Below are 25,760 nucleotides of genomic sequence, written 5' to 3' on the forward strand. Positions count from 1 at the left end.
TTACCACCTATGTTCTACTCCTTATACCGTTTCTAAAAAAGCATTGACTGCTTCTTTCCATTGCAAATAGTATTCTTTTTCTACAGGAAAATGGGCTGAGTTTTTAATCTCTATGTACTTTTTTTCCTTTGACCCAAGTTTTTTATACACTTTTTCAGTGTAATATTTAGGGGTCATTTCGTCTTTTTCTGGTTGTAGTATAAGTACTTTTTTATTAAATTTATCATGGGGTATATAAGGTTTACTTTGTAAGACAAGACTTGCCGCTCCTTTTAATGTGATATGGGTACCTGCTTGAGGGTCACGCTTAATTAAGTCATTAAATTCTTTTGAGTCTGTCAATGTATCATAGGAAATAAGGCTGTATGTCTTAATCCTTACCTTCTGCAAATACTTGGATACCCATTTTAATATAGGTATTAAGACATATGTAAAACCTTTAGTGTTGGTTTCATTTAGCATAAATTCCCTGTCACTAAAATCCCATAAACACCAGCAAACAAGACCATCTATGTCTTCTCTTTCACATGCTGCTGCATATGCTAATGGCCCCCCCATACTAGCACCGCCAATTACGATTTTTCCTGTAAATCTTTTTTTAGCATAATCAATACAGTCTTTTAGATTTTGCTTATGTGCATTCCATTCAAAATCACCTTTTAACCCATCATTATAACCGTATCCCTGCATATCAGGTACGACTAGGTTATACCCACATTCAAATAGTGGCATTGTAAATGGTAATAGAACTCTTGCATACCCTGCAATACCATGAGCAAATATAAAGGTGGTTGCATCCTTATTACCTGTATCATATACCTCAAGGTTGATGTCTTGATGGTTGGATTGGATTTTTTCTACCTTAACATGCTGATACCACTTATCAATTAACCCTTCACCAAACCAACCTACCATATAATTCTTCCAATACGCATTCCCTTCAAACATCCAATAACCTCCTAAAAAATTATCATTTAAACTGTCATTTATCTTAATTACTCAACGCTGGCTACTTACTCGACCATTTTATTTCCCAAACCATCAGTAAAAGTGTGCCTATAGCGTAACACCCTATATCTTTTACATCAAACGTTGTTCCCATAATGGTTGCTAAGACATGATTTTCTTGTAAGCCAAGGAACGTTACCCACTTAACATACTGTAATAATTCAATACCACTAGCAAATAGGAACAAGTAAATCGGCAAATAGCGCTTAGGCTTCTCTGTAAAACTTCTTATCAATGTATACAAGAGTATCACAACTAACACATCACCTATATAGGGTCTAACCCATAGGTCATCCACATATAACGCAATTATAATTTCAATTAAGAATAAACAAATAAATGCTACAGCATATTTCCATCGAACGCTCATACTATCCCCCACATATTTAGTGCAATTCATATTTTCCAGTATATTAAAAGGGCTATTATTAGCCCTATCTGTCATTCATCATCTTTTCAAAGATAATTTCTGCTGCTGAATTAACGATTTTTTGTTCTTTATCTGGAAACTGTTTTGACATTTCTTCTTTTAACTGGTCCATCATTTTATAATAGATAGCTCCTTCATCCATACCTTCTTGATACCATGCTGACGCTGTAAGATAACTTTGTGGATCATGATTTGTCTCAAACCATGACAACATATCCGATATGCTCTGATCCCGATTCGTCATGTGGGCTGTTTCTGAGCTGATGCGTTTACCACTATGAATGGCAACACCTATGAATGATAGTGCAATAACTAACATGAGTCCTGAAAATAAATACCGATCACTAAAGCTGATGGTGATTACCTCGGTGAAGGTTAACACACTGGCGATTAAAAGTGCTACCCCTACAATACCAAATGTATAGGTACTGGACTTTAAATCTTTTACAAGTGTATCATCTTGAAAATTTTCTGTTTCATATGCGTTTACAATCTCTTCTTCATCATCTTCTTGCTCTGCTTCAGCTTCCTGCTTTTCTACTGCCTTACTCATCATATAACCTTTAAGGCATTTCCTAGCTTTCTCCATATCTTTAGCCGATACATAGATAGCAATCATGGATTCTTCCATCTCTTCATCTTCGACGACCTCATGGTTTACTTTCTCCATACCCGAATACTTAAGGTAATCCATTACCTCATCTGCATCTTCTTGTCGCTTAGCTTTCACTAACAATTGCCAATCGACAATATCTTCTTCACGTGACACAAGGTCCACGTCACAATCTGCACAGCGTAGAACCCCATCTTCATACTCACAACTGCACTTTGGACACCATGGCATAATACGTTCCTCCTTTGTTTTATATGGCAAAAAATCCTTTTCGCCTTATTTTTATTATTCTAGCCTAATCTTATATTGCAATGTATAAAGTTAGATATTATAATTAAGAATGAATTACCAATAAATGCATAAGTTAATAACATAATCATTATACTAAAGAGTGCCACTTACTGCAATGATAACCTATCATAAAATAACAATTGTCACAATTATGATAATATGGACTCCTTATATTTGGTTATGCCATACTAATGTTAATGAAATACATAATAGGAGGTTATATCATGAACATGAGATGGAATCTAGATAAACTCTACACATCATTTGATTCTGAAGCTCTACAATCTGATTTTGAATTATTACCAAAACTTATCCAAGGTATGAACAATTTTATAGAATCAGCCTTTACATCAACAGACGATGCAAAAGAGAAATTGGAAAAGTATCTTCAGATGTATACACAAATCAAAGCACTAACAGAAAAATTATACAGCTATGGTGAGCTCATTTACAGTGTTGATACGACGAATATGGCAGCTCTAAAGCAAATTGAAAAAGTCGAAAATTATATACCACAGTTAACCATCATTGAATCAAAATTCAAGAAATGGTTAAATAGTGTGGATGATTTAGATTACATCATTGCATCCTCGGACCTTTTAAACGAATATGAATTTATTCTAAATCATGAAAAAAATCTAGCCAAGTATCTGCTTAGTGATGAAGAAGAAGCCCTAATTGCTGAAATGCAAAACACTGGTTCTAATGCTTGGTCAAAACTACAAGATACGGTAACTTCTTCACTTCTGGTGGATTATGAGGATGAACAATTACCATTATCTGTTATTCGTAATTATGCCTATGACGCATCTGCTGAGAAAAGAAAAACAGCTTATGAAGCGGAATTAAAAGCTTACCAAAAAATAGAACAATCATCATCGGCCTGCTTAAACAGTATCAAAGGCGAGGTCATTACCCTTGCTAAGAAACGAGGTTATGCATCACCACTTGAGATGACCCTGATTAATTCTCGCATGGATCAAGAAACGCTTGATGCTATGATGACAGCCATCAAAGAGTATTTACCTTATTTTCACCAATACATGAAGAAGAAGGCTCAACTATTAGGTTATAAAAAAGGTCTGCCATTCTACGACTTATGTGCACCTATTGGCAATGTAGACTTACGTTACAGCTTTGAAGAAGCGAAAGTCTTTGTCGTTGATAATTTTTATACGTTTAGTAAGAAATTAGGGGATTATGCGAATCATGCCTTTGACAACCAATGGATTGATGCCGAACCTCGTCCAGGAAAAGTAGGTGGCGCTTTTTGCGATTACCTTCATATGATAAAGGAAAGTCGAATCATGACTAACTTCTCTGGCAGTCTTAGTGATATAACAACTTTAGCTCATGAACTTGGTCATGGCTATCATGGTGCTTGTTTAAACGATGAGTCAGACTTAAATAGTGATTATCCCATGCCTATAGCCGAAACAGCTTCTATCTTCTGTGAAACAATTGTAGCCAATGCAGCTATAAAAGAAGCCTCAGATGATGAAGCCCTTGTTATTTTAGAAGCAGACATTATGGGTTCTAGCCAAACCATTGTTGATATCTATAGTCGTTACTTATTTGAAACAGAATTATTCAACCGAAGAAAAAATGCGTCTCTTTCCGTAGATGAGTTAAAGGAAATTATGGAAAATGCCCAAAAAGAAGCTTATGGAGAAGGTCTTGATCCTGACTATCTTCATCCTTATATGTGGGCGTGTAAACCTCATTATTATTTTTCTGATGCTAATTTCTATAATTTCCCATATGCCTTCGGTCTGCTTTTTGCAAAAGGTCTCTATGCAAAATACTTAGAAATAGGCGATGCGTTTATACCCAAGTATGATGCACTTCTTACAGCAACAGGTAAGCATAATGTTGTAGATGTTCTTGCAATTATGGACATTGATGCTCATAATCCTGATTTCTGGAGAAGTTCACTGGAAATGATTAAAAAGGACATTGACAAGTTTTTAGCACTTTAACCATCAAAGGGTGTGGCTACAAGTTTATTGCTTGTTGCCACACCCTTTTACTTATGTTTTATTCGGGTTAACATAAATATATTTCTTAGGATCATATTGCTCACCTATTAATTTGAATAATTCATTGGCCACTGCTTTCGCTTTCTTTTGATTACTAAATACCACTGTTTTTTCATGGTCCTCTAGTAGATATTCACTTCCACATATGGCTATCACATAGAACTGATGACTATCCATGTATCGTGATGCAATGGCTCCAATGTATTCGTTAATAATGACACCTTTTCTATGGCTGTTTTTTTGCAAGAATGCTTGTAAACCTTCCACAGATTCCATCTCATAAATAGATGCTTTGTCAAACCCGCTTTTAATGGCATCCATGAGTTTGTCATTGTTAAATTTATGGGTTACCAAGAACAAATCTTCTTTCCAGACCTTTTTTATCCGGTGAATGGCTTTTGTAAAATGCCATGTCACTTTATAAAAGTAGTCGTCATCAATGAGGCTATCGATTACAATCAATGGTGCTGATATCTTTGTGGATAATTTATAAAACATATCGCCCCTCACATCCAGTAACAAGACACCTTCTAATTCTCTTTTGGATATCATGTCTATTTGTGGTTTTAACACACTGGTGGTACTTAACACAAGATCATAGTTATGCTTAATCAAAATCTTTTGTAAAGCATGAATGAAATCCGTGTATAAAAATTTTTGCCAAGGTTTTTCCTGATGGCTTGTTACAATAATAATACCAACTAATGACGACTTATTACTAACAAGGGTTCGGGCAGCTATATTGGGTACGTAATTAAGTTCATATGCTACCTCCAAAATCCTTTCCCTGGTTTTAATGTTAATCTTCTGATTGGTTTTATTGTTCAGCACGTAGGAAACAGTTGCCACTGAAACACCTGCTTCCTTTGCGATATCCTTTAAAGTTATTTTTTTCATGGGTCCCCCGATTTGCTTTTCTTTTATTATATACTATTTCCTCATGGCTATACAACTATGAACTATGATGCACAGAGAATAAGAAAACCATTCCCTTCCAATAAAACATCATGGGATAAGTTCATCTCCCTTTCATGATAGATATCCCTTACGTTTCTATTGATGAGTTCTTTTGGAAGTGGCACCCATTGCTTCGTGTTACTATTGTTCATGATAATATAGATATCCTGACCTGTCGTTACTTTTTTATACATAAGATATTCATGTTCATCGTTATAATCCACCCATCTCAACTCTGCACTCATAAAAGCTTCGTAAGTTTTTCTTAGTTTAATTAAGGTTTTGATATGATTTGAAAGCCTCATATTGTGTTGATTCTTATCCCAGATCATGCATTTTCGATTAAGGGGATCGTTTTCACCATCTAGACCAATTTCACTGCCATAATAGATGCTGGGTGTTCCAGGAAACGTAAACTGGAATAAAAAGGCTAACATGGCTCGCTTCTCATTGCCACCACACACGGTCATTATACGCTTTGTATCATGACAATCCACTAAATTAAACATGTTTCTTAGAATATTCTTAGGATAAGTGGTCAATACCCTGTTAACGCCTTCTATAAAAATGGATGGAGTGGTATGCGTATCATCTGATGTGTTTTCCTTAAAGAAAGACCAAATGGGCATCAGTAAGTCATAATTCATGGTTGAATCAAATTGTCCCGAATGAAGCCACGGGAATGCCTCATCCCAATTTTCACCAATAATAACAATGTCTTTTTTAACACTTTTTACTTCTTTTCTAAAAGCTCTCCAAAATTCATGAGACACTTCATTGGATACATCTAAACGCCATCCATCGATGTCGTATTCTTCTATCCAATACTTGGCAGCTCCGATTAAGTAGGCTTTTACCTGTTCATTATCTGTGTTCCATTTTGGCATAAGAGGTGTAAAAGCAAAGGTAGCATATTTCAAGTTAATCATATCGTCATAAGTCATGTTGGTTAAATCTGGGGCGTTGTTATCGTTCAATGGAAAATTAACAACCCCATCCCCTTCGATAAAAAAGCAGTCATAGTACTTGGATGCTCTCCCATGCTTAATCACATCCTGCCAATAAGGATGCTGCCATCCACAGTGATTAAAAACAGCATCCAGCATGATACGTATACCCCGTTTATGGGCTTCCTGTACCAGCTCTTTGAACATATCATTGGTGCCAAAATGAGAATCAATGGCATAATAATCCTCAATATCGTATTTGTGACTGGATGGGGATTGAAAAATAGGGGTAAAGTAAATACCGGTAAACCCTAAATCTTTGATATAATCCAACTTGTTAATGACACCTTGTAGATCACCTCCAAAAAACATATCATTGGTCACATCGTCTCTGCTTCCCCATTCTAAAACATGTTCATGATTCAAGGACCTATCACCATTGGCAAATCGTTCAGGAAAGATCTGGTACCAGATGGTATCAGCAACCCACTCAGGTGCTTCATAAATGTCTTCATGGTTGACATAAGGAAAGTTAAAAAAGTTAGATAACTCATATGTGTTATCACTATCCTTATCCACATCAATAATTTCTCTGCTGCCAAAGATTACTTGTGTATACTGATTCTTGATTAAAAAAGCATATTTTGCCCGCTTCCATTTGGGTTTGATTTCACAAAACCAGTAGTCATGTATACCTGTTGCATACTCTTTTATCATGGAGATACCCTGTGCTTCTTCTGCTTGCCATTCATAATCACTTTCTTGCTCCTCTTTTGGTGCAAAATGAAAGGGGTCACCATAGATTAATTTTATATCATCCACTTCACCTCTGCCTGTACGTATCCTTACGTGGACTGTTTCTCTATCATATGCATAGGCATATTTACTTTTCGCTTCATGGTAGATTGCTGCTAGATTCACTCTGTTTTACCTCCTGTTAATGGTCAACACTTAATTTATTCTCTCTTCTGTCCCTGTATCAAAAAAATGTATGGCATCCAGGTCAAAACCAAAAGTATGGGCTTCACCTTCTCCATATACATAATGTCCTGGTGTTGAAATGATGATATCTTGGTTGCTTTTCGTTTTAGCATATAGAATCTTTTCTTTACCCAACATCTCAACCACATCAATCACACATTCAAATCTATCGGATATCTTATCACAACTTATAAACCGTTCTGGTCGAACACCCATGGTGACGGATTTTTGGTCAAAAGGCTTAAGATAGGCTAAATCTTCTTCTTTTGGTGTCAGTTGAATGGTTCCATCATCGGATACAAACCTGCCTTGAAGCATCTTGCCTTGAATAAGATTCATGGTCGGTGAACCAATAAATTTGGCTACAAATATATTATGAGGCCGATTATAAAATTCCTCTGGTTTACCTGCTTGCTGTATTTTACCATCATTCATCAGTACAATCTTGGTTGCCATTGTCATGGCTTCTGTTTGGTCATGTGTCACATAGATGGTGGTTGTCTCTAATGATTTATGTAACCGTACCAGCTCAACCCGCATATGTTCGCGCAGTTTTGCATCCAGATTGGATAAGGGTTCATCCATTAAGAATACTTTTGGTTTTCTAACCATGGCACGACCTAATGCAACACGTTGTCGTTGACCACCTGAAATATCCGATGGTTTGGAATATAGGTAATCTTTTATTTGCAGTACTTCAGCTGCTTCCATCACACGGTCATGTATGATTTTCTTTCTTTCTTTTCTCATGGACAATGAAAATGCCATGTTTTCATAAACGGTCATGTGGGGGTACAATGCATAGGATTGAAAGACCATGGCTATATCCCTATCTTTAGAAGCAACTTTGTTCACACGCATATCATCAAATAGAAGATCACCTTCTGTGATAGAATTAAGACCTGCTATCATTCTTAACAAAGTGGTTTTACCACATCCGGATGGTCCCAAAATAACACAAAAATCTTTGTCTTCAATCTCCAAATTAATGTTTCTTAATGTAAATGCTTCACGACCTTCATACTTTTTACCAATTTTCTTGAATTTAACTTTCATAATGCCTCCTGTCCTATTCTTTCAGCGCTAAACATATTGAACTATTTATTGGTAAATATCATTAACCTTTAACCGACCCTTTTGATAAACCGGATACCAATTGTTTTTGTAACAGTATAAACATCAAGACAATGGGTATGGCTGTTAATAAACCTCCTGCCGCAAAAGCCGGTTGATTCAACGTTCTAAAATCATTAATCAGTGTAAATAAACCTGCTGCAAGGGTATAGGATTCAGGTTTTGTCAATAGTACTCTTGGCAGCAAATAATCCATAAATGGGCCAATAAATGACCACAAGGCAATAATGGCTAACATGGGTCTTGCAACGGGCATGATAATGAGGCGATAAACCTTCATACTTGAACACCCGTCAATCTTAGCTGCATCATCTAACTCCGTGGATATAGAGTCTAGATAACCTTTTAAAATAAACGTATTACCTGCAATACCACCAGCAGAATAGATAAGGATTAACATCATTTGCCTAGAAAAAGCCGGTATAACAGATGATATAATGGAATGCATGGTAAAGTAGGCTGTAATCCCTGCAAATGTAGGTATGGTCTGTATGAGCATAATGGCCATCAACGAAGCTTTTCGACCTTTAAAGCGGTATCGTGAATAGGCAAACCCTGTAAAGGAAACCATGGCTAAAGATAAAACTGCCGTAGAGATGGCAATAAAAATGGTGTTGGATACCCACTTTAAATATAAAGTTTCTTCAAATAAATATTTAAAATGTTTCAAAGAAAATTCAAAATCCCGATTCAAAATAAGGTATTGAACTTGAAAACCATTAAATGCGGAAACAACCATCTGAAACAAGGGCCATAAGATAGCAACTGCCCAAAGGAGCAGCGCGAGATAGGACAGCCCTATTCCAATTTTACCCGTAACCGTTAGGGGTTGTTTATCTGAAAGATACAGGTCATTTTTTTTCTTAAACATGCCCATCATAATTTCTCCTCTCTAAATGCTTTAGAGTTTTTAAAACCAATAAATGCGAATAACATCAGTCCTAATGATATGACAACGGTGATAGCTGCCCCAATGGCCTGATATTGTTTTTCTGTGGTTAATTTGAATATGTACGATATGAGTAAGTCCGTGGTTCCAGCCAGATTACCATACTTGGTTGGATTAAAAGGACCACCTGTATTAAACAAATAAACCGTTGAAAAATTATTAAAATTAAAGGTATATTGACCCACCAGTAATGGTGCCGTTTGGAATAGCACAATAGGCAAGGTGATGCGCTTTAGCTTTTGCCAAGCTGTTGCCCCGTCAATTTGAGCCGCTTCGTATAAATCCCCTGGTATGGATTGTAGTACACCTGTGGATAAGAGAAAGACATAGGAACTACCCAGCCAACTTTGTATAAGTATCAATGTTAATCGTGACAAATTGGGATCATTTTTCACCACGATTTGCTGTCCGAAAAGAGATGATATAATTTCTGTTAATGCACCATTTGGTGAAAACATAATGCTAAAAAACATGACTGTAATAAAGGATGGTACTGCCCAAGGCAATAGATAAACCGATCGAAAGATAACCTTTCCTTTGATCCGTTCATTATTCACAAGAATGGCTAAGAAAAAGCCTATAACGATGGCTAAGGTGGTTGCTACAAGGGTCCAAACAATGGTCCACCCTAAAATCAACCAAAATGCCTTTCCTGCTATACCTTCTCCTAAGGCAATTAACCTGTAATTTTTCAAACCAATCCATGCAAATTTCGATTGGTGTTTGGGGTCCATATTGGTAAATGAAATGAGTACGGCTGTGGTAATGGGTACTAAAACAATAAAAATGGTTGTAATAAGAGCCGGTAAGGAAACCATATAAGGGAATCCATCTTCTAAAACACTTGTTTTGGTCTCAAACCAATTTTTTGGACGAATTCCTTTAATCTTATCCCTTTCTACCCGATAGGCGTCCAAAAATGACAGATACATAAAAAGGATAGCAAGCATGGATAATAGCAGTGCAATAATACCCTCAATCATAAAAATCAGGGATTTATCTATTTTTCTACCACCCTCAGCCAAGGAAACAAGTCCTGCTATACCTTCACCTTGATAATTCCCAAAACCTAATGCATATGGAATGGCAATGGCATAAATAAAAAAGCTGATCAGGAAGAATAGCATGGCTTTTATGTATTGTCGATTAAGCAATTGTCCTACACCAGGTAATAAAAATGTCAATGGACCATTCAGGGGTATTGTGCGTTCAATCTCTGTGGGTGTTTTTCGTCTTAAATCAGCAATGTTGGATTGCAGTACATTGATTTTCCTTTTTGTGTGGTGTTTGATCTCATATTTTCTATTTTTAATGCACTCTTTATTACTTTTATGGGGCAGCTCATAAGACCCTACATGAATGGCTTCTTTGCACTGTATTTTTAGTTCTCTTATACCGTCATGTAGTGCTTTTTTTGATATATGCCTATCTTTCCGTTTGTCTTTTAATCGTCTTATATTATCTTCTAACTTATTTTTTTGTTCATGTTTTAGCTTTTTAAGTGCCCCTCTTGCTTTTGTTTCATGGACAGGGTCAATATGCTTCTTCTTTTCCAAAGCCTCTTTTAACTCCTGCTCATTCTCTTCAAGATGCTCCATAATAAAAGGGAGTTGATGCAATTCAATCATGGATTTTTCGTAGGCATAGACAGCTTCATAGCTCATGTGCTTATAAGCCTTATAAAATGATTTTTTTTCTTGAGCAATCCATAATTGCAGTTTTAATTGCCGCATTTTTTTAGAAAGATGTGGTGGCAATTGCCTTAAAAAATCTTTTTTCTTGCTTTTTATTTGATGGAGAAACATTTTTTCTTTCTTTATAAATGCCTCTAGGGCTATGTTATAAGGATGCTGCCTTTTCTTTTGTTTTAATGTCTTGATCTGATGTAATATATCTCTATCTTTTGTTTCTTCATACTGGGTATATAATGTGGCAAGTTCTTTTAGGTATTCATTTTTTCTTTCATGGGCATTGCCAATGTCATCATATAAGAACTTGTTAACTCTTTTCAAGTTGATACCGCCTTTCAGTAATTTTCGCTATTATCGATAACTGTTAGCAGGGACAGCACTGTTATTATCATAATGATGTACAACAGGATATAACCATATGCCAATATGGATTGAGCATTGAATCCGACCAAGGTATATGCTGCTGACCCCAAGAGCAAAACCACCCAAATAAACACAAATAATTTATTGAGTCTTAACTTCATATAAGAAAAATAAGTATGTATACTTAAACCTATAGGTATGATAATCTTCTGAAAGTAAAGGGATAGATGGGTGGTTACATAAGCATCTAAATATGCTTTCTCTGTCACGTTTTTTATCCTATTCTGCTCTCCAAGATCTTGTAACCAGTTTCTATAGAGACTAGCGTCTTTAACTTTCATCATCACATCCAGTGATAGTAAAAAAATTAACATACCTGCTATGCCAAGTATGACATAGAGCTGTTTCTTAGGTAATCGGGTATACCCTTTCAACACATCACCACCTCTTATGTGTGATCAATAAACCACACCATAAAATCGTTTAAACAAAGGGACTATGTCGCGTCTTGCGAAGCAAGTTGTTGTGTTAGGAAAGTTTCCTTGATGCATATAAAAATGCTTCTATTTCATATGCTAAATTCAGAGGACTTTCCTATAAGAACAAAAAGAGAGGCTAATGACTAACCTCTCTTCAATTATGTATGACTAGTCGTAATTAATTGTTATTAATAATTTGCCATCATGGCTTCAAATGATGCTTTTACTTCTGCATAAGCATCTTCTACGGTAGCTGGTTTAACAGCTGCCCATGACAATAATCCATTTTCCCAAGTCTCCCATACAGAACCCCATTCTGTGAATAAAGGTCTGGCTGGTGCATTTTCATAAGATGCCATAACAGCCGCTACTATTTTCTTATCCATATCGGATAAGTCTGATGTTTCATAAACAGCTGGATCAACATTTTCTAAAATCTTACCTGTGGCTTTAAATAAATCAACGGCATATTCCGTATTAACAATTTCCTCAATCATGGCTTGTGCAAGGAGCATCTTGTCTTGATCTTCCTCAATACGCGCATTAACACCTAGTCCCCATCCACCTTTCCAATGGGCTAATGGGTTGCCGTTAACGGTAACTTGGTTAATGGGGAAGATTTCAAGTTCTTCACCTTTGCTTGCTTTTTCTGATAAGCCATTGGCTGACCATGGACCTTCTAAACGAATAGCATTCTTACCACCCGTTGTAAACTCTGCATCCATATAGCCCCAAGTTGCATCATTATCCCATAAATCGGTTCCCGCTTCATCATGTGCTTTCCAGTAATTAAAGAGGGCTCTAAATGCATCTTGCTGCTTTTGTGTCAATTCAGAAAAATCTTTTGTCATATCTGTAAATAAACCACCGGATTCATCCATACCAAGAAGCTCAATGTCAGCTGCATTTGTTATGGCAACACCAAACCATGCATTAAACACTGGAACCAACATATCTTGATAGTTAAGCTCTGTAAACTCAATGGTATTTGCTAAGTCAATGCCACTTGCTTCTGCATTGGCTTTATTAGCAAAATTAATAAGTGTCTCTATGTTCATTGGAAATGCTAAATAACGTCCATCTATCTTAAAATTGCCGCCAAGTCCTTCGTCATAATCATCAAAACCACCTACATGGCCTGCCATCTCTTTGGCATTTATTTCAGCTAATGCTTCATTTTGTGTCAAACCATAAATTCTGTCTGCAGGAATGGCAAATACATCTGCTATATCTTCATTTGTAACATCTGTCGAGTCAAGGACATCTAAGTGATCAAAACAACCTGTAACAATAAAATCAATGGTTGCGTCTGGATTATCTGCTAATACTCTTTGTGCTGCATCCTGATAATATAACTGCCATTTCTTTTCTACTTGTACGCTAATAGAAGCTTTGATACCTGATGGCTTCTCTTCATTGTTCTCATCATGATTATCCTCTGAATCTGAAACTTGCCCCTCAGACACACTTCCCGATGCTTCTTTATCCTGCTTCTCCCCACATCCAACAAATAAACCTACAACCACCATGAATGTTAACAGTAAAGATAAAATTTTTTTCATTTTCTTCCTCCTTGATTGTAATTTTCTTGTTTACTAACATTTGATACTTAACTTTCTTTGCTCATAAAGTATGTACATGATGAAGGCATAACCTTTAAGTACCCAAATGCCATATTAAATGGTTACTTAATCGTTTAAGTTAAAACAAATAAAGTAACAGCTGCCACCTAATCATTTTTAGAGAGCAACCGTTTGCACTATATAAATAATATTACTTATTTTTTTAGATTTGTCAATACTTTTTCGTAAAATAATTACAATAAATTTCTATTTATTTTTCCATAAACTATATAATATGCCAACTTGGGCCATATTATCTTCACTATATTTTTTTGTAATACCTCTTTCATAATTTGTAAAAATATGGTAATATAGTAATATAATGTAAGAAGGGGTGATGACGTGTCTGATCCAAGTCATACTATAACAGACGAATTTCAATGCACAGTAAAAGAAAATGATTGTTTTAACAAAAACATACTTGAACAATTAGCTAAATTACAAGAAGCCGCCGCCAAAGTGAATAAAAGCATCATTCGAGCTTGTACCTATTGTGGCTGCATCGAGATTAATGCAAACAATAAGCTATATTCCTATCATGATGACATCAATTTAGATATGATAAAGTTACTTGATCCCCACCACATTTCTGGAGAACTGTGCGATGCATGTCGAGATCGTATCGAAAAGGATATGGGAAGTTGCCTCTATTATCTAGCATGTATCAGCAACTCATTTGATTTAAATCTTGATGATGTACTCCTAAAAGAAATGGATATCATCCATCTATTAGGCAAATTTCATATCGAATAAATCCGATCTAAAGAAAGGTATAAAAAACAGTTGAACTTCTTATACAATCTTTATGTTTTGCTTTATGCAGCACAAGGAGCAAAACAGTTAAATTGTATAAGTCGAAGCTCAACTTTTTTTATGGGCTAATATGGTTTAAAAGACAGCTTGTAAAGCTTCTGCCACATTATCAACACCAATTAATGTTATACCTTTCACGTCAAGTCCTTTACAATTGGCCTTGGAGATAATGCATTTTGTAAAACCTAACTTTTTGGATTCCATGACACGTTGTTCGGCCATGGTAATACCTCTCACTTCACCGGTTAGTCCCACTTCGCCTATAATGACCGTCTTGGCATCAATTGGGATATTCTTAAAACTGGATGCAATGGCACAGACGATACCTAAATCAAGGGCCGGTTCTGTCACCTTCATACCACCGGCAATATTCACATAGCTATCATAACTGGCCAGCTGCATACCAATCTTCTTCTCAAGAACGGCCATCAATAATACCACTCTATTATAATCTGTTCCCGTGGCCGTTCGTCTAGGCATACCGAAATTGGTCTGACTCATCAGTGCCTGTACTTCTACCAACATGGGTCTTGTCCCCTCCATGCAACAGGTGACAATGGAACCTGCACTATCAATAGGACGCCCTGTTAACATGTATTCAGAAGGATTAGGCACTTCCTTCAATCCTTTATCCCGCATTTCAAAAACACCCACCTCATTGGTTGAACCAAAACGGTTCTTCACCGCTCTTAGAGCCCGATAAGATGCACTTCTTAATCCTTCAAAATAGAGTACTGTATCCACCATATGTTCAAGGACTCTTGGCCCGGCAATAGAACCTTCTTTGGTCACATGCCCAACAATAAATACCGATACACCTAATCCTTTTGCTACGCGCATAAGGGATGACGTTACTTGACGCACTTGGCTGACACTGCCTGCTGCTGAGGTTATATCGTCTGAATAGATGGTTTGTATGGAATCCACGATAACCGCACGAGGCTGTAAATCTTTGATGGCTTTCACACAGTGTGTCAGGTTCGTTTCTGTATACAGGGTAAGTCGTTCTCCATTTACACCTAAACGATCAGCACGCATTTTAATCTGTTGTAACGACTCCTCCCCAGATATATAGAGCACATGTATGTCCTGTTCACATAGGGATTGACACATTTGCAGTAACAACGTGGATTTACCTATCCCGGGGTCACCACCAACCAAGGTTAATGAACCGTTAACGATACCGCCACCAAGCACACGATCCAGTTCACCTATTTTGGTGGATATACGTTTTTCTTCATTCATTTCTATGGCCGCTAACTTCTTCGGCTTATTATCCACTTCTATGGGCTGGCTATTATGTACACTTGGTTTTGCTTTAACCTTCACTTCTTCAACGAACGAATTCCATGCTCGGCATGCTGGACACTGGCCCATCCATTTAGCCGATTCGTTACCACATTCCTGACATATAAATACATTTCTCTGTTTAGCCATAACTGCCTCCCTTAACATCTATCATCTATACTTAATATCTTAACATTACCTGCTAGCATACATCATACAGTTCCCATTAGATAACAAGCACATTATACCACAATTTCTATTAAGAGAACATATGTTTCTTTCCCATCAATACAATTCTGCTATATTATACGAACAGTCCATTGTTAAATGATTATTCCATGGCTTCTTTTAATGCATGTTGTATGCTTTTTAACAAACCCTTGGATGTTAAAGTTGCACCACTAACGGTATCTACATCCAATGATTGGGTATCTATAATACGCCCAAAAAGATTCATCAGCAAATCTTTGGCGTATTTCTCTGATGCATCGACTACTTTAATTCCCACCAGTTTACCTGAGTCTATATCTACCATCACTGTATTCTCTCTCCAGCCATATACCCCTCCCTCATAATAACCATAATACTCACCATCATTTAGTCTTTTAAAATCAATGGATTCGATTTCCAAACTATGCATGTGATTATGTTCTTTTTTAATCATTGACCAGCCAAACATAAGTAATATCATCAAGACTAACATAATAACGCCTATAATCCTCAGATAAACCTTTCTGTTCTTTTTCATACGATAAGTTTCACTCCCTTTCATGAATGAATGTATTTTCATTCATTCATTTTACTATAAAAATAATGTGACATGATTAGGCCTTCTCCAACGCTTGTTTTATCATCATCGATAACTGATGGATGTCCTGATCAGATAACCTATAATTTGACGTTTCCTCACTTGTGGGTTTTCGACTCCCACCTATTAAGTCGACAATTAAAAATACCTGCATGTTACTCATTTTTTTTCCTGTCAGCTTTTGTAAATCTTTACCGACTTTCGGGTTAGGTCCTAAAGCACCTCCGCTAATGGAATAAAACGAGTAGCTTTTTCTTAGGCTCTTCAAATGCTTTAAGTAGGCTCTTAAAGGCGATGCAACTTTACCCATCCAAATAGGTGCCAGAAAAATAAATTTGTCATACTGATCCATTACTTGTAAACTTGGCTTTGTTTTTGGTGTACGACCTAATAGCATATCTAAAGCTATTATGGCATTGCTTCTTTTCTTCTCTTCCGTTATTCTAATATGATCCAGTTTAAACATTTCAGCTATGAACTTGGCTAATCGATCATTATTTTCTGTAAGAGAATAAGATATAACTGCTGTTTTCATGATCTACCTCCTGTCAAATCTTTATTAATAGTTACTTACTCCTAACACGCTATACTTGCATCAAACCTTCCATGGTAAATCTAACAAGATGATTCATGATTTCAGGAAAATGCTCAAGACCAATTTCGTCTTTATGGGTATCCACACTGATTAACGCTGTAAAAATAGCCATAATCATCTCTGCATGGATATCACTTCTGAGTTTTTCATCCTTTTGCCACTTTAATATCACATCAATAAACGCATCATATACAAAATCTGTATGTTCCTTACCGTTTTCTTCTCTATAAATCTGTTCAATCTTGTTGAATACGTCTCGATTATACCATTCTTTAAGAATGGGATTGTCTTTCATCCCTTTCATATTCAAGTACATCAGCTGACGTATGACTTCTAATGGATGGCCTTCTAGATCAACCTGATTCATGATGTTTTTTTTCAATAACCGATTTTCTTCAATAAATAATTCCATAAATAAGTCATTTTTTGAAGTAAAATAATTGTAAAAAGTCCCTGTAGCCATACCTGCTAATTGAGTGATTCCAGCCACATTGGTTTTTTTAAAGCCTTTCTTCTCAAACAATTCTTTTCCACTTTTTAAAATTTCTAAACGCTTATCAATCATTTCTAGACCCTCTCTTCAACTTCACTTATTTGTTTCAATATGAATGAATATTTTTTAATTCATTCATATTATACCATCTTCATTTTGTTTATGTCAATAAGATAGTAAAAATGTTTAGGATAAATCTAATAATCAAATGTTATTACGATTAAATAGATATCGGTTGGTAATTAGGTTCCATTATTAAGCCATGCATCATTATACCTTTAGTAATAAAATAATAATGGAAATCAAACCCATACAAAAATTAACAAGGCATAGGAATGTGACGACTTGTCTTTGATTTAACCCTGCGGATAAAAGTCGATAATGTACTTGACTTCTATCGGCTTGAAAGACGGATTTTCCTTCTAAAAATCGTTTTATGACCACAAAGAGATTATCCAATATGGGTACACCTAGAGCAAGAATGGGAATAAGTAACGACAATACCGTTGCTTGCTTAAAAGCCCCATCTAACGCAATAACTCCTAAAATATAGCCAATAAAAGTGGCTCCTGCATCTCCCATATAAATCTGTGCAGGCTGCTTGTTGTATCGTAGATAACCTATCAGCACACCTGTTAATATAATGGCCATCATGGCTGAATTTAACTGCCCCTTAGCTAATGCCACAATAAATAAGGTGACAGCAGATATAGCGGAGATACCACCAGCTAAACCATCTAATCCGTCAATAAAATTAATAACAGTGGTTACACCAAAAATCCAAGTCACAGATAATAGAAACTGTAATATAGCTGGAAGCAGAACATATTCATGGGTAATGGGATTCGTAAATCCATAAAAAATAACACCAGATTGGTAGGCTACTATGGCTGCTCCTACTTGAACAATCAATTTAGGCAGTGCTGGAAATTCTTTTTTCTTAGTTTTAAACCAATCATCGATAATACCTATGGATAAAATCATTAGGGAACCGACAAGTAAAGCAATGGATTTATTATTTATGCCCCCAAAGAATACCAAGTAAGTCACCATAAACCCCAGAAAAATACCTATCCCTGCTAGATGGGGAACAGGTTCTTTGTGCAGCTTCCTGGATGTGGGTTTATCAACAAAATCAATTTTTAGGGCGAATTTCTTTAACTGTGGAATGAGTATATACACGATGCTAAAAGCAATCAAAAATGCGATTAAGTAATTCATATGGATCCTCCTCATTTGTCTAACCAAATCATAGCATATTGTGTATGCTTTTACAAGAATACATGATGGAATATGCTGCTTAGGGTTGTCTATACCATATAAAAGAGGATAGCTACGCTATCCCCTTATCTTTTTTCTTATGCTTTTTTAATTCTTACACCTTGTGTACCGTTCGTAAAATCTACACTAAAACTTACTTTACCAGCTAAGTTTGATTTCATTTTACCTACTTGAACTTGATCAATATAGATTTTATACTCTTGTCCGGCTTCCAATTCCATTGTAATCTGTGCATCTTCATGCCCTTCAACTTTAAACTCAACTGCTTTATCATTTAATGAAAAATGGTGAACAGTAGTCCCCGGAACTGATTCAAATAATAGTCGCCCATTTTTCTCTAGTTTCGTTATTTCGTCATATGTCTTAACTTTATATATATGTCCATCGACTTCGAAATCTAATATTTTTTTCTTTTCGTCCATTAAGTGATTTCCAAAACTTAATGTTTGATCATCTTCGACCCTGATTAGCTCTTCAATACCAGCCATCTTTAAAACCCTCCTATTTTTGTCGTAAAAAGTTGAATACATACATTATATATTATTTTAACAGTTATGACTAGAGGTAATTTTTTATTTTACAGTAAATGTTAATGTTTCCTCTGTCACCTCTACGACAACATGGTCCCCGTACTTAATTTTGTTGTCTAATAGCTCTTCAGCGAGCTTATCTTCAACTTTTGACTGAATGGCTCTTCTAAGGGGTCTTGCACCATAGGCTTCGTCAAATCCTTCGTTGGCAAGATAATCCTTAGCCGCTTCTGTCACTTCCAGTTCAATACCAATGTTCTTATGCAAGCGTTTTGCCACTTGTTTTATCATGATCCCTACAATTTCTCTTATATTCTCTTTTGTTAATGAATGGAATACAATGAGTTCATCCAAACGATTTAAAAATTCAGGTCTAAATAAACGCTTCACTTCATCCATTACATTTTTACGCATATCTTCATAACTACGCTGTTCATCCACTTGAGAAACAAACCCTAGCTTTTTAGGTGAAATGATGTTTCTTGCGCCTATATTAGAGGTCATGATGATCACCGTGTTTTTAAAGTCAATTCTTCTGCCTTGTGCATCTGTAATATGTCCATCATCTAACACTTGTAATAAGATATTAAACACATCTGGATGGGCTTTTTCAACCTCATCAAATAAGATAACAGAATAAGGTTTTCTTCTGATTTTCTCACTGATTTGTCCGCCTTCGTCATAACCTACATAACCTGGAGGTGAACCAATTAATTTGGACACACTGTGTTTTTCCATATATTCAGACATATCCACACGGATAAGAGCGCTTTCATCGCCAAATAATACCTCTGCTAAAGCTTTTGTCAGCTCTGTTTTACCCACACCTGTAGGTCCTAAGAATAGAAATGAACCAATGGGACGACGAGGGTCTTTTAAACCTACACGACCACGCCTTATTGCTTTAGATACTGCTTCAACAGCCTCTACTTGACCTACAACCCTTTCATGAAGATGGGATTCAAGATTTTTAAGTCTTACCCCTTCTTCTTCTGTTAACTTCTTAACCGGTATACCCGTCCAACTGGATACGATATCGGCTATCTCCTCTTCGTCAACAACCTGATCCGACATGGTATTTTTTTGCTCCCATGCTAATTTGGAATCATCCAGTTTCTCTCGGATAATCTCTTGCTGTTTCTTGATCTCCCCTGCTTTTTCGTATTCCTCTGTTTTAATGGCTATTTCTTTATCTTTTTCCAGCTCTTCAAGCTTTAACTCCATATCCTTGATATCCGGTGGTGCGGTATAGGTGCTTAATCTGACTTTTGATGCCGCTTCATCAATAAGATCAATGGCTTTGTCTGGTAAAAACCGATCCGTGATATAACGATTGGATAACTTAACAGCAGCAATGACCGCTTCGTCCTTGATATGCACTTTATGATGGGCTTCGTACATGTCTTTTAAACCTCTTAGGATATCAATAGCTTCTTCCTCAATGGGTTCTTCAACCTTAACAGGTTGAAATCTTCGCTCTAGGGCAGCATCTTTCTCAATATATTTACGATACTCATCCAATGTTGTGGCGCCAATAAGCTGAATCTCACCTCTTGCAAGAGATGGCTTAAGGATATTGGAGGCATCGATAGCTCCTTCTGCTGCTCCTGCGCCAACGATGGTATGCATTTCATCAATAAACAGAAGCACATTACCGGCTTCTTTTATTTCTTGTAAGGCTTTCTTAATACGTTCTTCAAATTCGCCCCGATATTTTGAACCTGCTACCATAGAAGATAAGTCAAGTGCTACCACACGTTTATCCTTTAGTGTTTCGGGAATATTGGCATCCGCTATACGCTGAGCTAATCCTTCCGCAATGGCTGTTTTACCTACACCCGGTTCACCGATTAAGCAAGGATTATTTTTCGTACGTCGACTAAGAATCTGTATGACCCTTTCGATTTCTTTATCCCGCCCAATAATAGGGTCAAACTTCCCATTTCTTGACATTTGAGTCAAGTCACGGCTGAACTGATCCAATGTAGGGGTATTGGAACTCTTGGATTCTGCTTTCTCGCCATCTTTTTGCGTAGGAGATTGTCCTAAATTTTTTAGAATTAACTGATATAATTTCTGTACCGTGACACCTGAACTGCTAATCAGCTTCACAGCAATACAATCAGTTTCTTTTAAAAGGGCTAGTAAAATATGCTCTGTACCGATTCTATTGGTTTTCATGTTAATGGCTTCACGTAAACTGGACTCAAGTACCCGCTTAGCTCGGGGTGTGAAATCTTCCACATCCTCTAGTTGCACGTTACCTGCCAATCCTATTTTACGTATTTTTTCTATAATCACGTCTTCTGTGACGCCTTGGCTCACAAGTATTTTACTGGCCACACCTTGACCTTCTTTTATAAGACCCAGTAAGATATGTTCTGTACCCACATAGCCATGACCCAATTCTTTTGCCACTTGTTGTGACAGATTAATTGCTTCTTGGGCTCGTCCTGTAAATCTACCCATCATCTTAATCAAATCCTCTCTTTTTTATATCTATCTAGCACATTGATAAACTAAGTTTTAATTTTAGGCAAGTTTTGGCGAATAAACGTTGCTCGTGCCATATCCCGCTCTTCAATTTTTAGTTCACGTTTCATCTCTTTTTGTAAGTTTGCTGGCTGTATACAAGTCATTAGTCCATAGATATTAATGGGTTCTGTATGTTCAAAGTTCAAAATACCTAATTCATAACCTAACTTCATATCCGATAATAAGGTCATGGCTTCATTGGATGATAAAATGCGCGCATAGGTTAATGCACCATAAGACCTGTAAACGGCATCTTCAAATTGCATACGCTTTTCACTGAGTAATTTCTTACGGAGTGACCGTTCCTGTTCCACAATCTGATTCGTAACACTGGTTAAGTTTTCAATGATTTCTTCCTCTGAATGACCAAGAGTGACTTGATTAGAAATCTGAAAAACACTCCCTCGGCCTTGGGAGCCTTCACCATAGATGCCCCGTACAGTTAAACCAAATTTACCAATAGCCTCTAGTATAAACTGTAATTTACCTGTGGTCTCCAGTGCTGGAACGTGAATCATATAGGACGCTCGAAGGCCTGTACCCACATTGGTTGGACAAGCTGTGAGATAGCCCATTCTTTCGTCATAGGCATAGGTTATCTTCTCTTCTAATAAGTCATCAATATGGTTAGCATTTTGAAGGGCTTCCTCTAAATTAAACCCATTGCTAATGGATTGTATACGCAGATGGTCTTCTTCATTAATCATGATACTCAGGCTCTCATCTTCCGATAGAATAAGACCAGTCGGTATGGATGACTGCACAAAATTAGGGCTTACCACATGACGTTCTACCATAGCTACTTTATCAAGTGGTGATAAGGCTTCCATATCCATCCGTTCAAAATAGTGGCTGCTGCTTGCTTTTAGTACAATATCTTCTACTTCATGAACAATCCTACTAGCTATTTCCTTGGTTAACTTGCTTGGGAAATGATAGGTTTCCAGGTTTCTCGCTAATCGCACCCGACTGGAAATAACCACATCATTATTATTGGCATTTTTTTCATACCATTTTAGCATAAGCCACCCTCCTTTTTCAAGGCTCGGATAGCATCACGGTACCCAGCTGCTGCTTCATACTCTTCTTTTTTTACTGCTTGCTTTAATTTGCTCTCTAAATCCCTAATCTGTTTTTGGGTTAAAAGTTTCTCACCTGTTCGATTAGGTATTTTTCCTGTATGCAGATTGCTGCCATGAACCCTTTTTATAACAGGACTTAGGAGATTCCCAAAGGTGGAATAGCACCTATGGCAGCCAAACTTTCCTTTTTGTCGAAATTCATTGTATGTCATACCACACTGTTTACATTGTAAGACATGACTCTTTTTTTGCTGTTCCATGTGAGGTGCTACCTTTTTGTGATTCATATCTAAGAGACTGCTTAAAAAATTCTCTATGGAGATATCTTTTTCTTGATACAAATCTTTCACTTCCATAGCACATTTATTACATAGATGAATTTCCTTCTTTTTTCCATCAATTGTTTGATTTAGGAATACGGTTGCAGGTTCTTGTTGACAACGTTCACATAACATAATCATGCCCCCTAACATCTTATTAATAGTATGCCCTTTTTCATTCTTTCATTCCTCTTTGGAAAAGGATTTCAAATGGTTTGCTATTGTCATTTCTTATCTTGGTGGCTAATTTTTACCAGAAAAAATATACCATTATTATATCATATTCCTTTTAAAAGACAAGAAAGTACGGGCTTTATTATTCATTTATGTTAAGATCATAATACGCCATTCATCAATATCATACAGGGCTGTAGTCTCTTTGGGTCAGCGGTACATTTCAATTATTTTTTCAAGCATTTTTTCATCAAGAGCATTCACATACCCAACAATGTAACCTTCTTTATCAATGACATAAGTTGTTGGATAACCGTTTATATAATAATGTTTAATGGCTTCTCCTTCATCATCAAATACGATAGGGAACGTTATTTTTTTATCTGCAATCCAATTTAACACGTCTTCTTTTGGCATTTCCTTGGGGTCTTTTTGTACATTAACGCCTAGAATAGCCACATCATCTAAACGATACTTATCGTAGATTTTCTGAAAATCCGGCATTTCTGCTACACAGTATGTGCACCAGGTTGTAAAGAAGTTAACCAATAACAATTTATTCTTATAATCAGATATGGAATATTCATTCCCTTTACCATCATCAAGGGTAAAATTAGGAGCTAATGTACGGTCTTCCTTATCTTTGTCTTCTTCATCTTTGTCTGCTTCATCTTTATCACCCTGGTCTTTATCAACTGAATCGTCTTCTTTGGACTCTATATCTGTCGCTGTACCTTCTCCTGCTGAATCCACATGGTCTATGATTTCTGTATCCGTTACATCATGGTCACTTTGCTGAGTATCCATGTTTTCCTTCTTAGCATCGTCCTTAGCTTCTCCACAACCTGCCATCATAACGACAAGTAACAATGACACCATGAACCCTATAATCTTCTTTCCTTTCATTTTATCACCTCAATCAACTGTTATTTTGCGCCTCCAATAACCAACAAACTCAATGAATTGGTATATAACATAATCCCCATTATAATCATTAAAATACCAGCTACCCACTTTATTTTATTAAAATGCGTAAACACTTTCTTATAATGATGAATAAACTTCCCAAATAATAGGGCAGATAGTAAAAAAGGGATGGCAAAGCCTAATGAATAAATGGACATCAAGCCTCCAGCTTGCAAGTAGTCCTTTTCAAAGCTTGCAAGAAAAAGGATGGTACCGACAATGGGTCCATTACATGGCGTCCAACCTACACTAAATGTAATGCCAAGAATAAGGGATGACAAGACATTGGGTCGAAATTTTTTATAGTGATACTTACGCTCTCGGTCCAAAAATGGTACCTTAAAGAGCCCAATAAAATATAAGCCGAGAATCATAATCAACACACCACCCACTTTGCGAATCACCTCTTCATATTGAACCAACGTGGTGTTAATGGCTTTTGCTCCAAACCCCAACATAATGTTTAGGATAGATAGCCCAATAACAAAGGCAAATGAGTTGATGATCATATTCCGCCTAGCGTCTTTTTGAAATGCTATATCTTGTATGGTCGTTCCTGCTAAATAACTAAAATATAAAGGTAGTAGCGGCAACACACAAGGTGTAAAAAAAGATGCCAAACCGTTGATAAACGCCATCCAATAGGTTAACTCCTGACCAATCATATACGAACCTCCTACATTATGTAAAAAAACTTTCTCTAAAATTCATATCATCGTATGATGAATAGAAAAAGTTACCATTTATATTACTATATTACAATATTTAAATAAATAAATCCACCCCTTTTTATTCACCCCGAAAATATTCCGTAGATAAGATAAAGGGCTGCTTCATCTTTCCATGATATCAGCCCCTTTATACTTATGGTTCGATTGGTCCATCTTCTGAATCTTGTCTTATATTGGATACCATACGTTTGAACATTTCACCATTAAGTGAACCTGTTTTGGCCATCATACCAATTTCATGGGATGTAAGATCACCCATGTAGGGATGCCCATGACTTACATGTTGATGCTCTGGTTGCTTTTCAATAATACCTTCTGGCACACCATCTTGATCATTAAAATTTGTGCTTTCAATATTTTCACTTATCCTTGGGTCTGTGCTATTGGATGCCGGATAACTTTTTATGTCTTTCATCGTTTCATATCCTTTCCATGTTGTCAATTCCTATAGGGTATCTTTTCTTATCTTATTGCATGCATGAAAATCCTCTTATCATGGACAAAATGAAGCCTTCTATTCCACATGCTAATATAAAATAAGTAGAGATTATACCTATCTCTACTTATTATACCCTTGTTCTCATATTCTATTATACGATAAGTGGAATAGACTTTAGTCTCCAACATTACCTTTGACTTGA

General features: G+C 36.5%; 24 protein-coding genes. 2 read left to right on the plus strand and 22 right to left on the minus strand.

Annotation, left to right across the window (positions count from 1 at the left end):
• Positions 1–21: 21 nt before the first annotated feature.
• The 3 genes from HZI73_RS19515 to HZI73_RS19525 all read right to left on the minus strand — a co-directional run bounded on the left by HZI73_RS19515 (position 22) and on the right by HZI73_RS19525 (position 2,282).
• Positions 22–948: an alpha/beta hydrolase gene (locus tag HZI73_RS19515; protein ID WP_212695041.1), complete on the minus strand. Its 927-nt coding sequence runs from the start codon at positions 946–948 to the stop codon at positions 22–24.
• Between the two features lie 61 nt (positions 949–1,009).
• Positions 1,010–1,378, minus strand: a complete 369-nt coding sequence (locus HZI73_RS19520) for a ribosomal maturation YjgA family protein (RefSeq protein ID WP_212695042.1) — start codon at positions 1,376–1,378, stop codon at positions 1,010–1,012.
• A gap of 64 nt (positions 1,379–1,442) precedes the next feature.
• The gene (locus HZI73_RS19525) at positions 1,443–2,282 is read right to left on the minus strand and encodes a B-box zinc finger protein (protein ID WP_212695043.1); all 840 of its coding nucleotides are present in this window, start codon (positions 2,280–2,282) and stop codon (positions 1,443–1,445) included.
• Positions 2,283–2,566: 284 nt separating this feature from the next.
• On the opposite strand from HZI73_RS19525, the gene HZI73_RS19530 reads away from it, so the two are divergent.
• Positions 2,567–4,321, plus strand: coding sequence for a M3 family oligoendopeptidase (locus HZI73_RS19530; RefSeq protein ID WP_212695044.1), 1,755 nt, complete (start codon positions 2,567–2,569; stop codon positions 4,319–4,321).
• A 51-nt stretch (positions 4,322–4,372) separates the two neighbouring features.
• On the opposite strand, the gene HZI73_RS19535 is transcribed toward HZI73_RS19530, so the two are convergent.
• The 7 genes from HZI73_RS19535 to HZI73_RS19565 all read right to left on the minus strand — a co-directional run bounded on the left by HZI73_RS19535 (position 4,373) and on the right by HZI73_RS19565 (position 13,444).
• Positions 4,373–5,278, minus strand: coding sequence for a LacI family DNA-binding transcriptional regulator (locus tag HZI73_RS19535; protein ID WP_212695045.1), 906 nt, complete (start codon positions 5,276–5,278; stop codon positions 4,373–4,375).
• Between the two features lie 62 nt (positions 5,279–5,340).
• Positions 5,341–7,206, minus strand: a complete 1,866-nt coding sequence (locus HZI73_RS19540; protein ID WP_212695046.1) for a glycoside hydrolase family 13 protein — start codon at positions 7,204–7,206, stop codon at positions 5,341–5,343.
• Between the two features lie 30 nt (positions 7,207–7,236).
• Positions 7,237–8,325 (minus strand): ABC transporter ATP-binding protein, encoded by a 1,089-nt coding sequence (locus HZI73_RS19545; RefSeq protein WP_212698873.1) that lies wholly within the window; start codon positions 8,323–8,325, stop codon positions 7,237–7,239.
• Positions 8,326–8,383: 58 nt separating this feature from the next.
• Positions 8,384–9,280, minus strand: coding sequence for a sugar ABC transporter permease (locus tag HZI73_RS19550; protein WP_246552220.1), 897 nt, complete (start codon positions 9,278–9,280; stop codon positions 8,384–8,386).
• Positions 9,277–11,361, minus strand: a complete 2,085-nt coding sequence (locus HZI73_RS19555) for an ABC transporter permease subunit (protein ID WP_212695047.1) — start codon at positions 11,359–11,361, stop codon at positions 9,277–9,279. The genes HZI73_RS19550 and HZI73_RS19555 overlap by 4 nt, the downstream gene beginning before the upstream one ends.
• Positions 11,362–11,375: 14 nt before the next feature.
• The gene (locus HZI73_RS19560; protein WP_212695048.1) at positions 11,376–11,837 is read right to left on the minus strand and encodes a hypothetical protein; all 462 of its coding nucleotides are present in this window, start codon (positions 11,835–11,837) and stop codon (positions 11,376–11,378) included.
• A gap of 233 nt (positions 11,838–12,070) precedes the next feature.
• A complete protein-coding gene (locus HZI73_RS19565; protein WP_212695049.1) occupies positions 12,071–13,444 on the minus strand; it encodes a sugar ABC transporter substrate-binding protein in 1,374 nt (457 codons plus the stop codon).
• Positions 13,445–13,846: 402 nt separating this feature from the next.
• On the opposite strand from HZI73_RS19565, the gene HZI73_RS19570 reads away from it, so the two are divergent.
• Entirely contained in the window at positions 13,847–14,257 is a 411-nt protein-coding gene (locus tag HZI73_RS19570) for a nucleoside triphosphate pyrophosphohydrolase family protein (protein WP_212695050.1), read from the plus strand.
• 135 nt (positions 14,258–14,392) lie between these two features.
• Here the strand turns inward: HZI73_RS19570 and radA are convergent, their stop codons facing one another.
• The 12 genes from radA to HZI73_RS19630 all read right to left on the minus strand — a co-directional run bounded on the left by radA (position 14,393) and on the right by HZI73_RS19630 (position 25,534).
• Positions 14,393–15,754: a DNA repair protein RadA gene (gene radA / locus HZI73_RS19575; RefSeq protein ID WP_212695051.1), complete on the minus strand. Its 1,362-nt coding sequence runs from the start codon at positions 15,752–15,754 to the stop codon at positions 14,393–14,395.
• A gap of 181 nt (positions 15,755–15,935) precedes the next feature.
• The gene (locus HZI73_RS19580) at positions 15,936–16,352 is read right to left on the minus strand and encodes an FMN-binding protein (protein ID WP_212695052.1); all 417 of its coding nucleotides are present in this window, start codon (positions 16,350–16,352) and stop codon (positions 15,936–15,938) included.
• A 76-nt stretch (positions 16,353–16,428) separates the two neighbouring features.
• On the minus strand, positions 16,429–16,947 hold the full coding sequence (locus HZI73_RS19585) for a hypothetical protein (RefSeq protein WP_212695053.1): 519 nt from the start codon (positions 16,945–16,947) through the stop codon (positions 16,429–16,431).
• Positions 16,948–16,996: 49 nt separating this feature from the next.
• Positions 16,997–17,572 (minus strand): TetR/AcrR family transcriptional regulator, encoded by a 576-nt coding sequence (locus HZI73_RS19590; protein ID WP_212695054.1) that lies wholly within the window; start codon positions 17,570–17,572, stop codon positions 16,997–16,999.
• Positions 17,573–17,770: 198 nt separating this feature from the next.
• Positions 17,771–18,721 carry an MraY family glycosyltransferase gene (locus HZI73_RS19595; protein ID WP_212695055.1) on the minus strand — a complete coding sequence of 317 codons (951 nt, stop codon included), beginning with the start codon at positions 18,719–18,721 and terminating at the stop codon, positions 17,771–17,773.
• Positions 18,722–18,858: 137 nt separating this feature from the next.
• The gene (locus HZI73_RS19600) at positions 18,859–19,269 is read right to left on the minus strand and encodes an endosialidase (RefSeq protein ID WP_212695056.1); all 411 of its coding nucleotides are present in this window, start codon (positions 19,267–19,269) and stop codon (positions 18,859–18,861) included.
• Positions 19,270–19,353: 84 nt separating this feature from the next.
• A complete protein-coding gene (locus HZI73_RS19605; RefSeq protein WP_212695057.1) occupies positions 19,354–21,783 on the minus strand; it encodes an ATP-dependent Clp protease ATP-binding subunit in 2,430 nt (809 codons plus the stop codon).
• Positions 21,784–21,830: 47 nt separating this feature from the next.
• Complete coding sequence (locus HZI73_RS19610) at positions 21,831–22,868, minus strand: protein arginine kinase (RefSeq protein ID WP_212695058.1); 1,038 nt, start codon at positions 22,866–22,868, stop codon at positions 21,831–21,833.
• Entirely contained in the window at positions 22,862–23,383 is a 522-nt protein-coding gene (locus HZI73_RS19615) for a UvrB/UvrC motif-containing protein (RefSeq protein ID WP_212695059.1), read from the minus strand. Before HZI73_RS19615 ends, HZI73_RS19610 begins: the two co-directional genes overlap by 7 nt.
• Positions 23,384–23,632: 249 nt before the next feature.
• Positions 23,633–24,328, minus strand: coding sequence for a TlpA family protein disulfide reductase (locus HZI73_RS19620; protein WP_212695060.1), 696 nt, complete (start codon positions 24,326–24,328; stop codon positions 23,633–23,635).
• Between the two features lie 20 nt (positions 24,329–24,348).
• A complete protein-coding gene (locus HZI73_RS19625; protein ID WP_212695061.1) occupies positions 24,349–25,053 on the minus strand; it encodes a cytochrome c biogenesis CcdA family protein in 705 nt (234 codons plus the stop codon).
• 199 nt (positions 25,054–25,252) lie between these two features.
• A complete protein-coding gene (locus HZI73_RS19630) occupies positions 25,253–25,534 on the minus strand; it encodes a hypothetical protein (RefSeq protein ID WP_212695062.1) in 282 nt (93 codons plus the stop codon).
• Between the last annotated feature and the right edge of the window lie 226 nt (positions 25,535–25,760).

The sequence above is a fragment of the Vallitalea pronyensis genome, assembly GCF_018141445.1.
Lineage (GTDB): Bacteria > Bacillota > Clostridia > Lachnospirales > Vallitaleaceae > Vallitalea > Vallitalea pronyensis.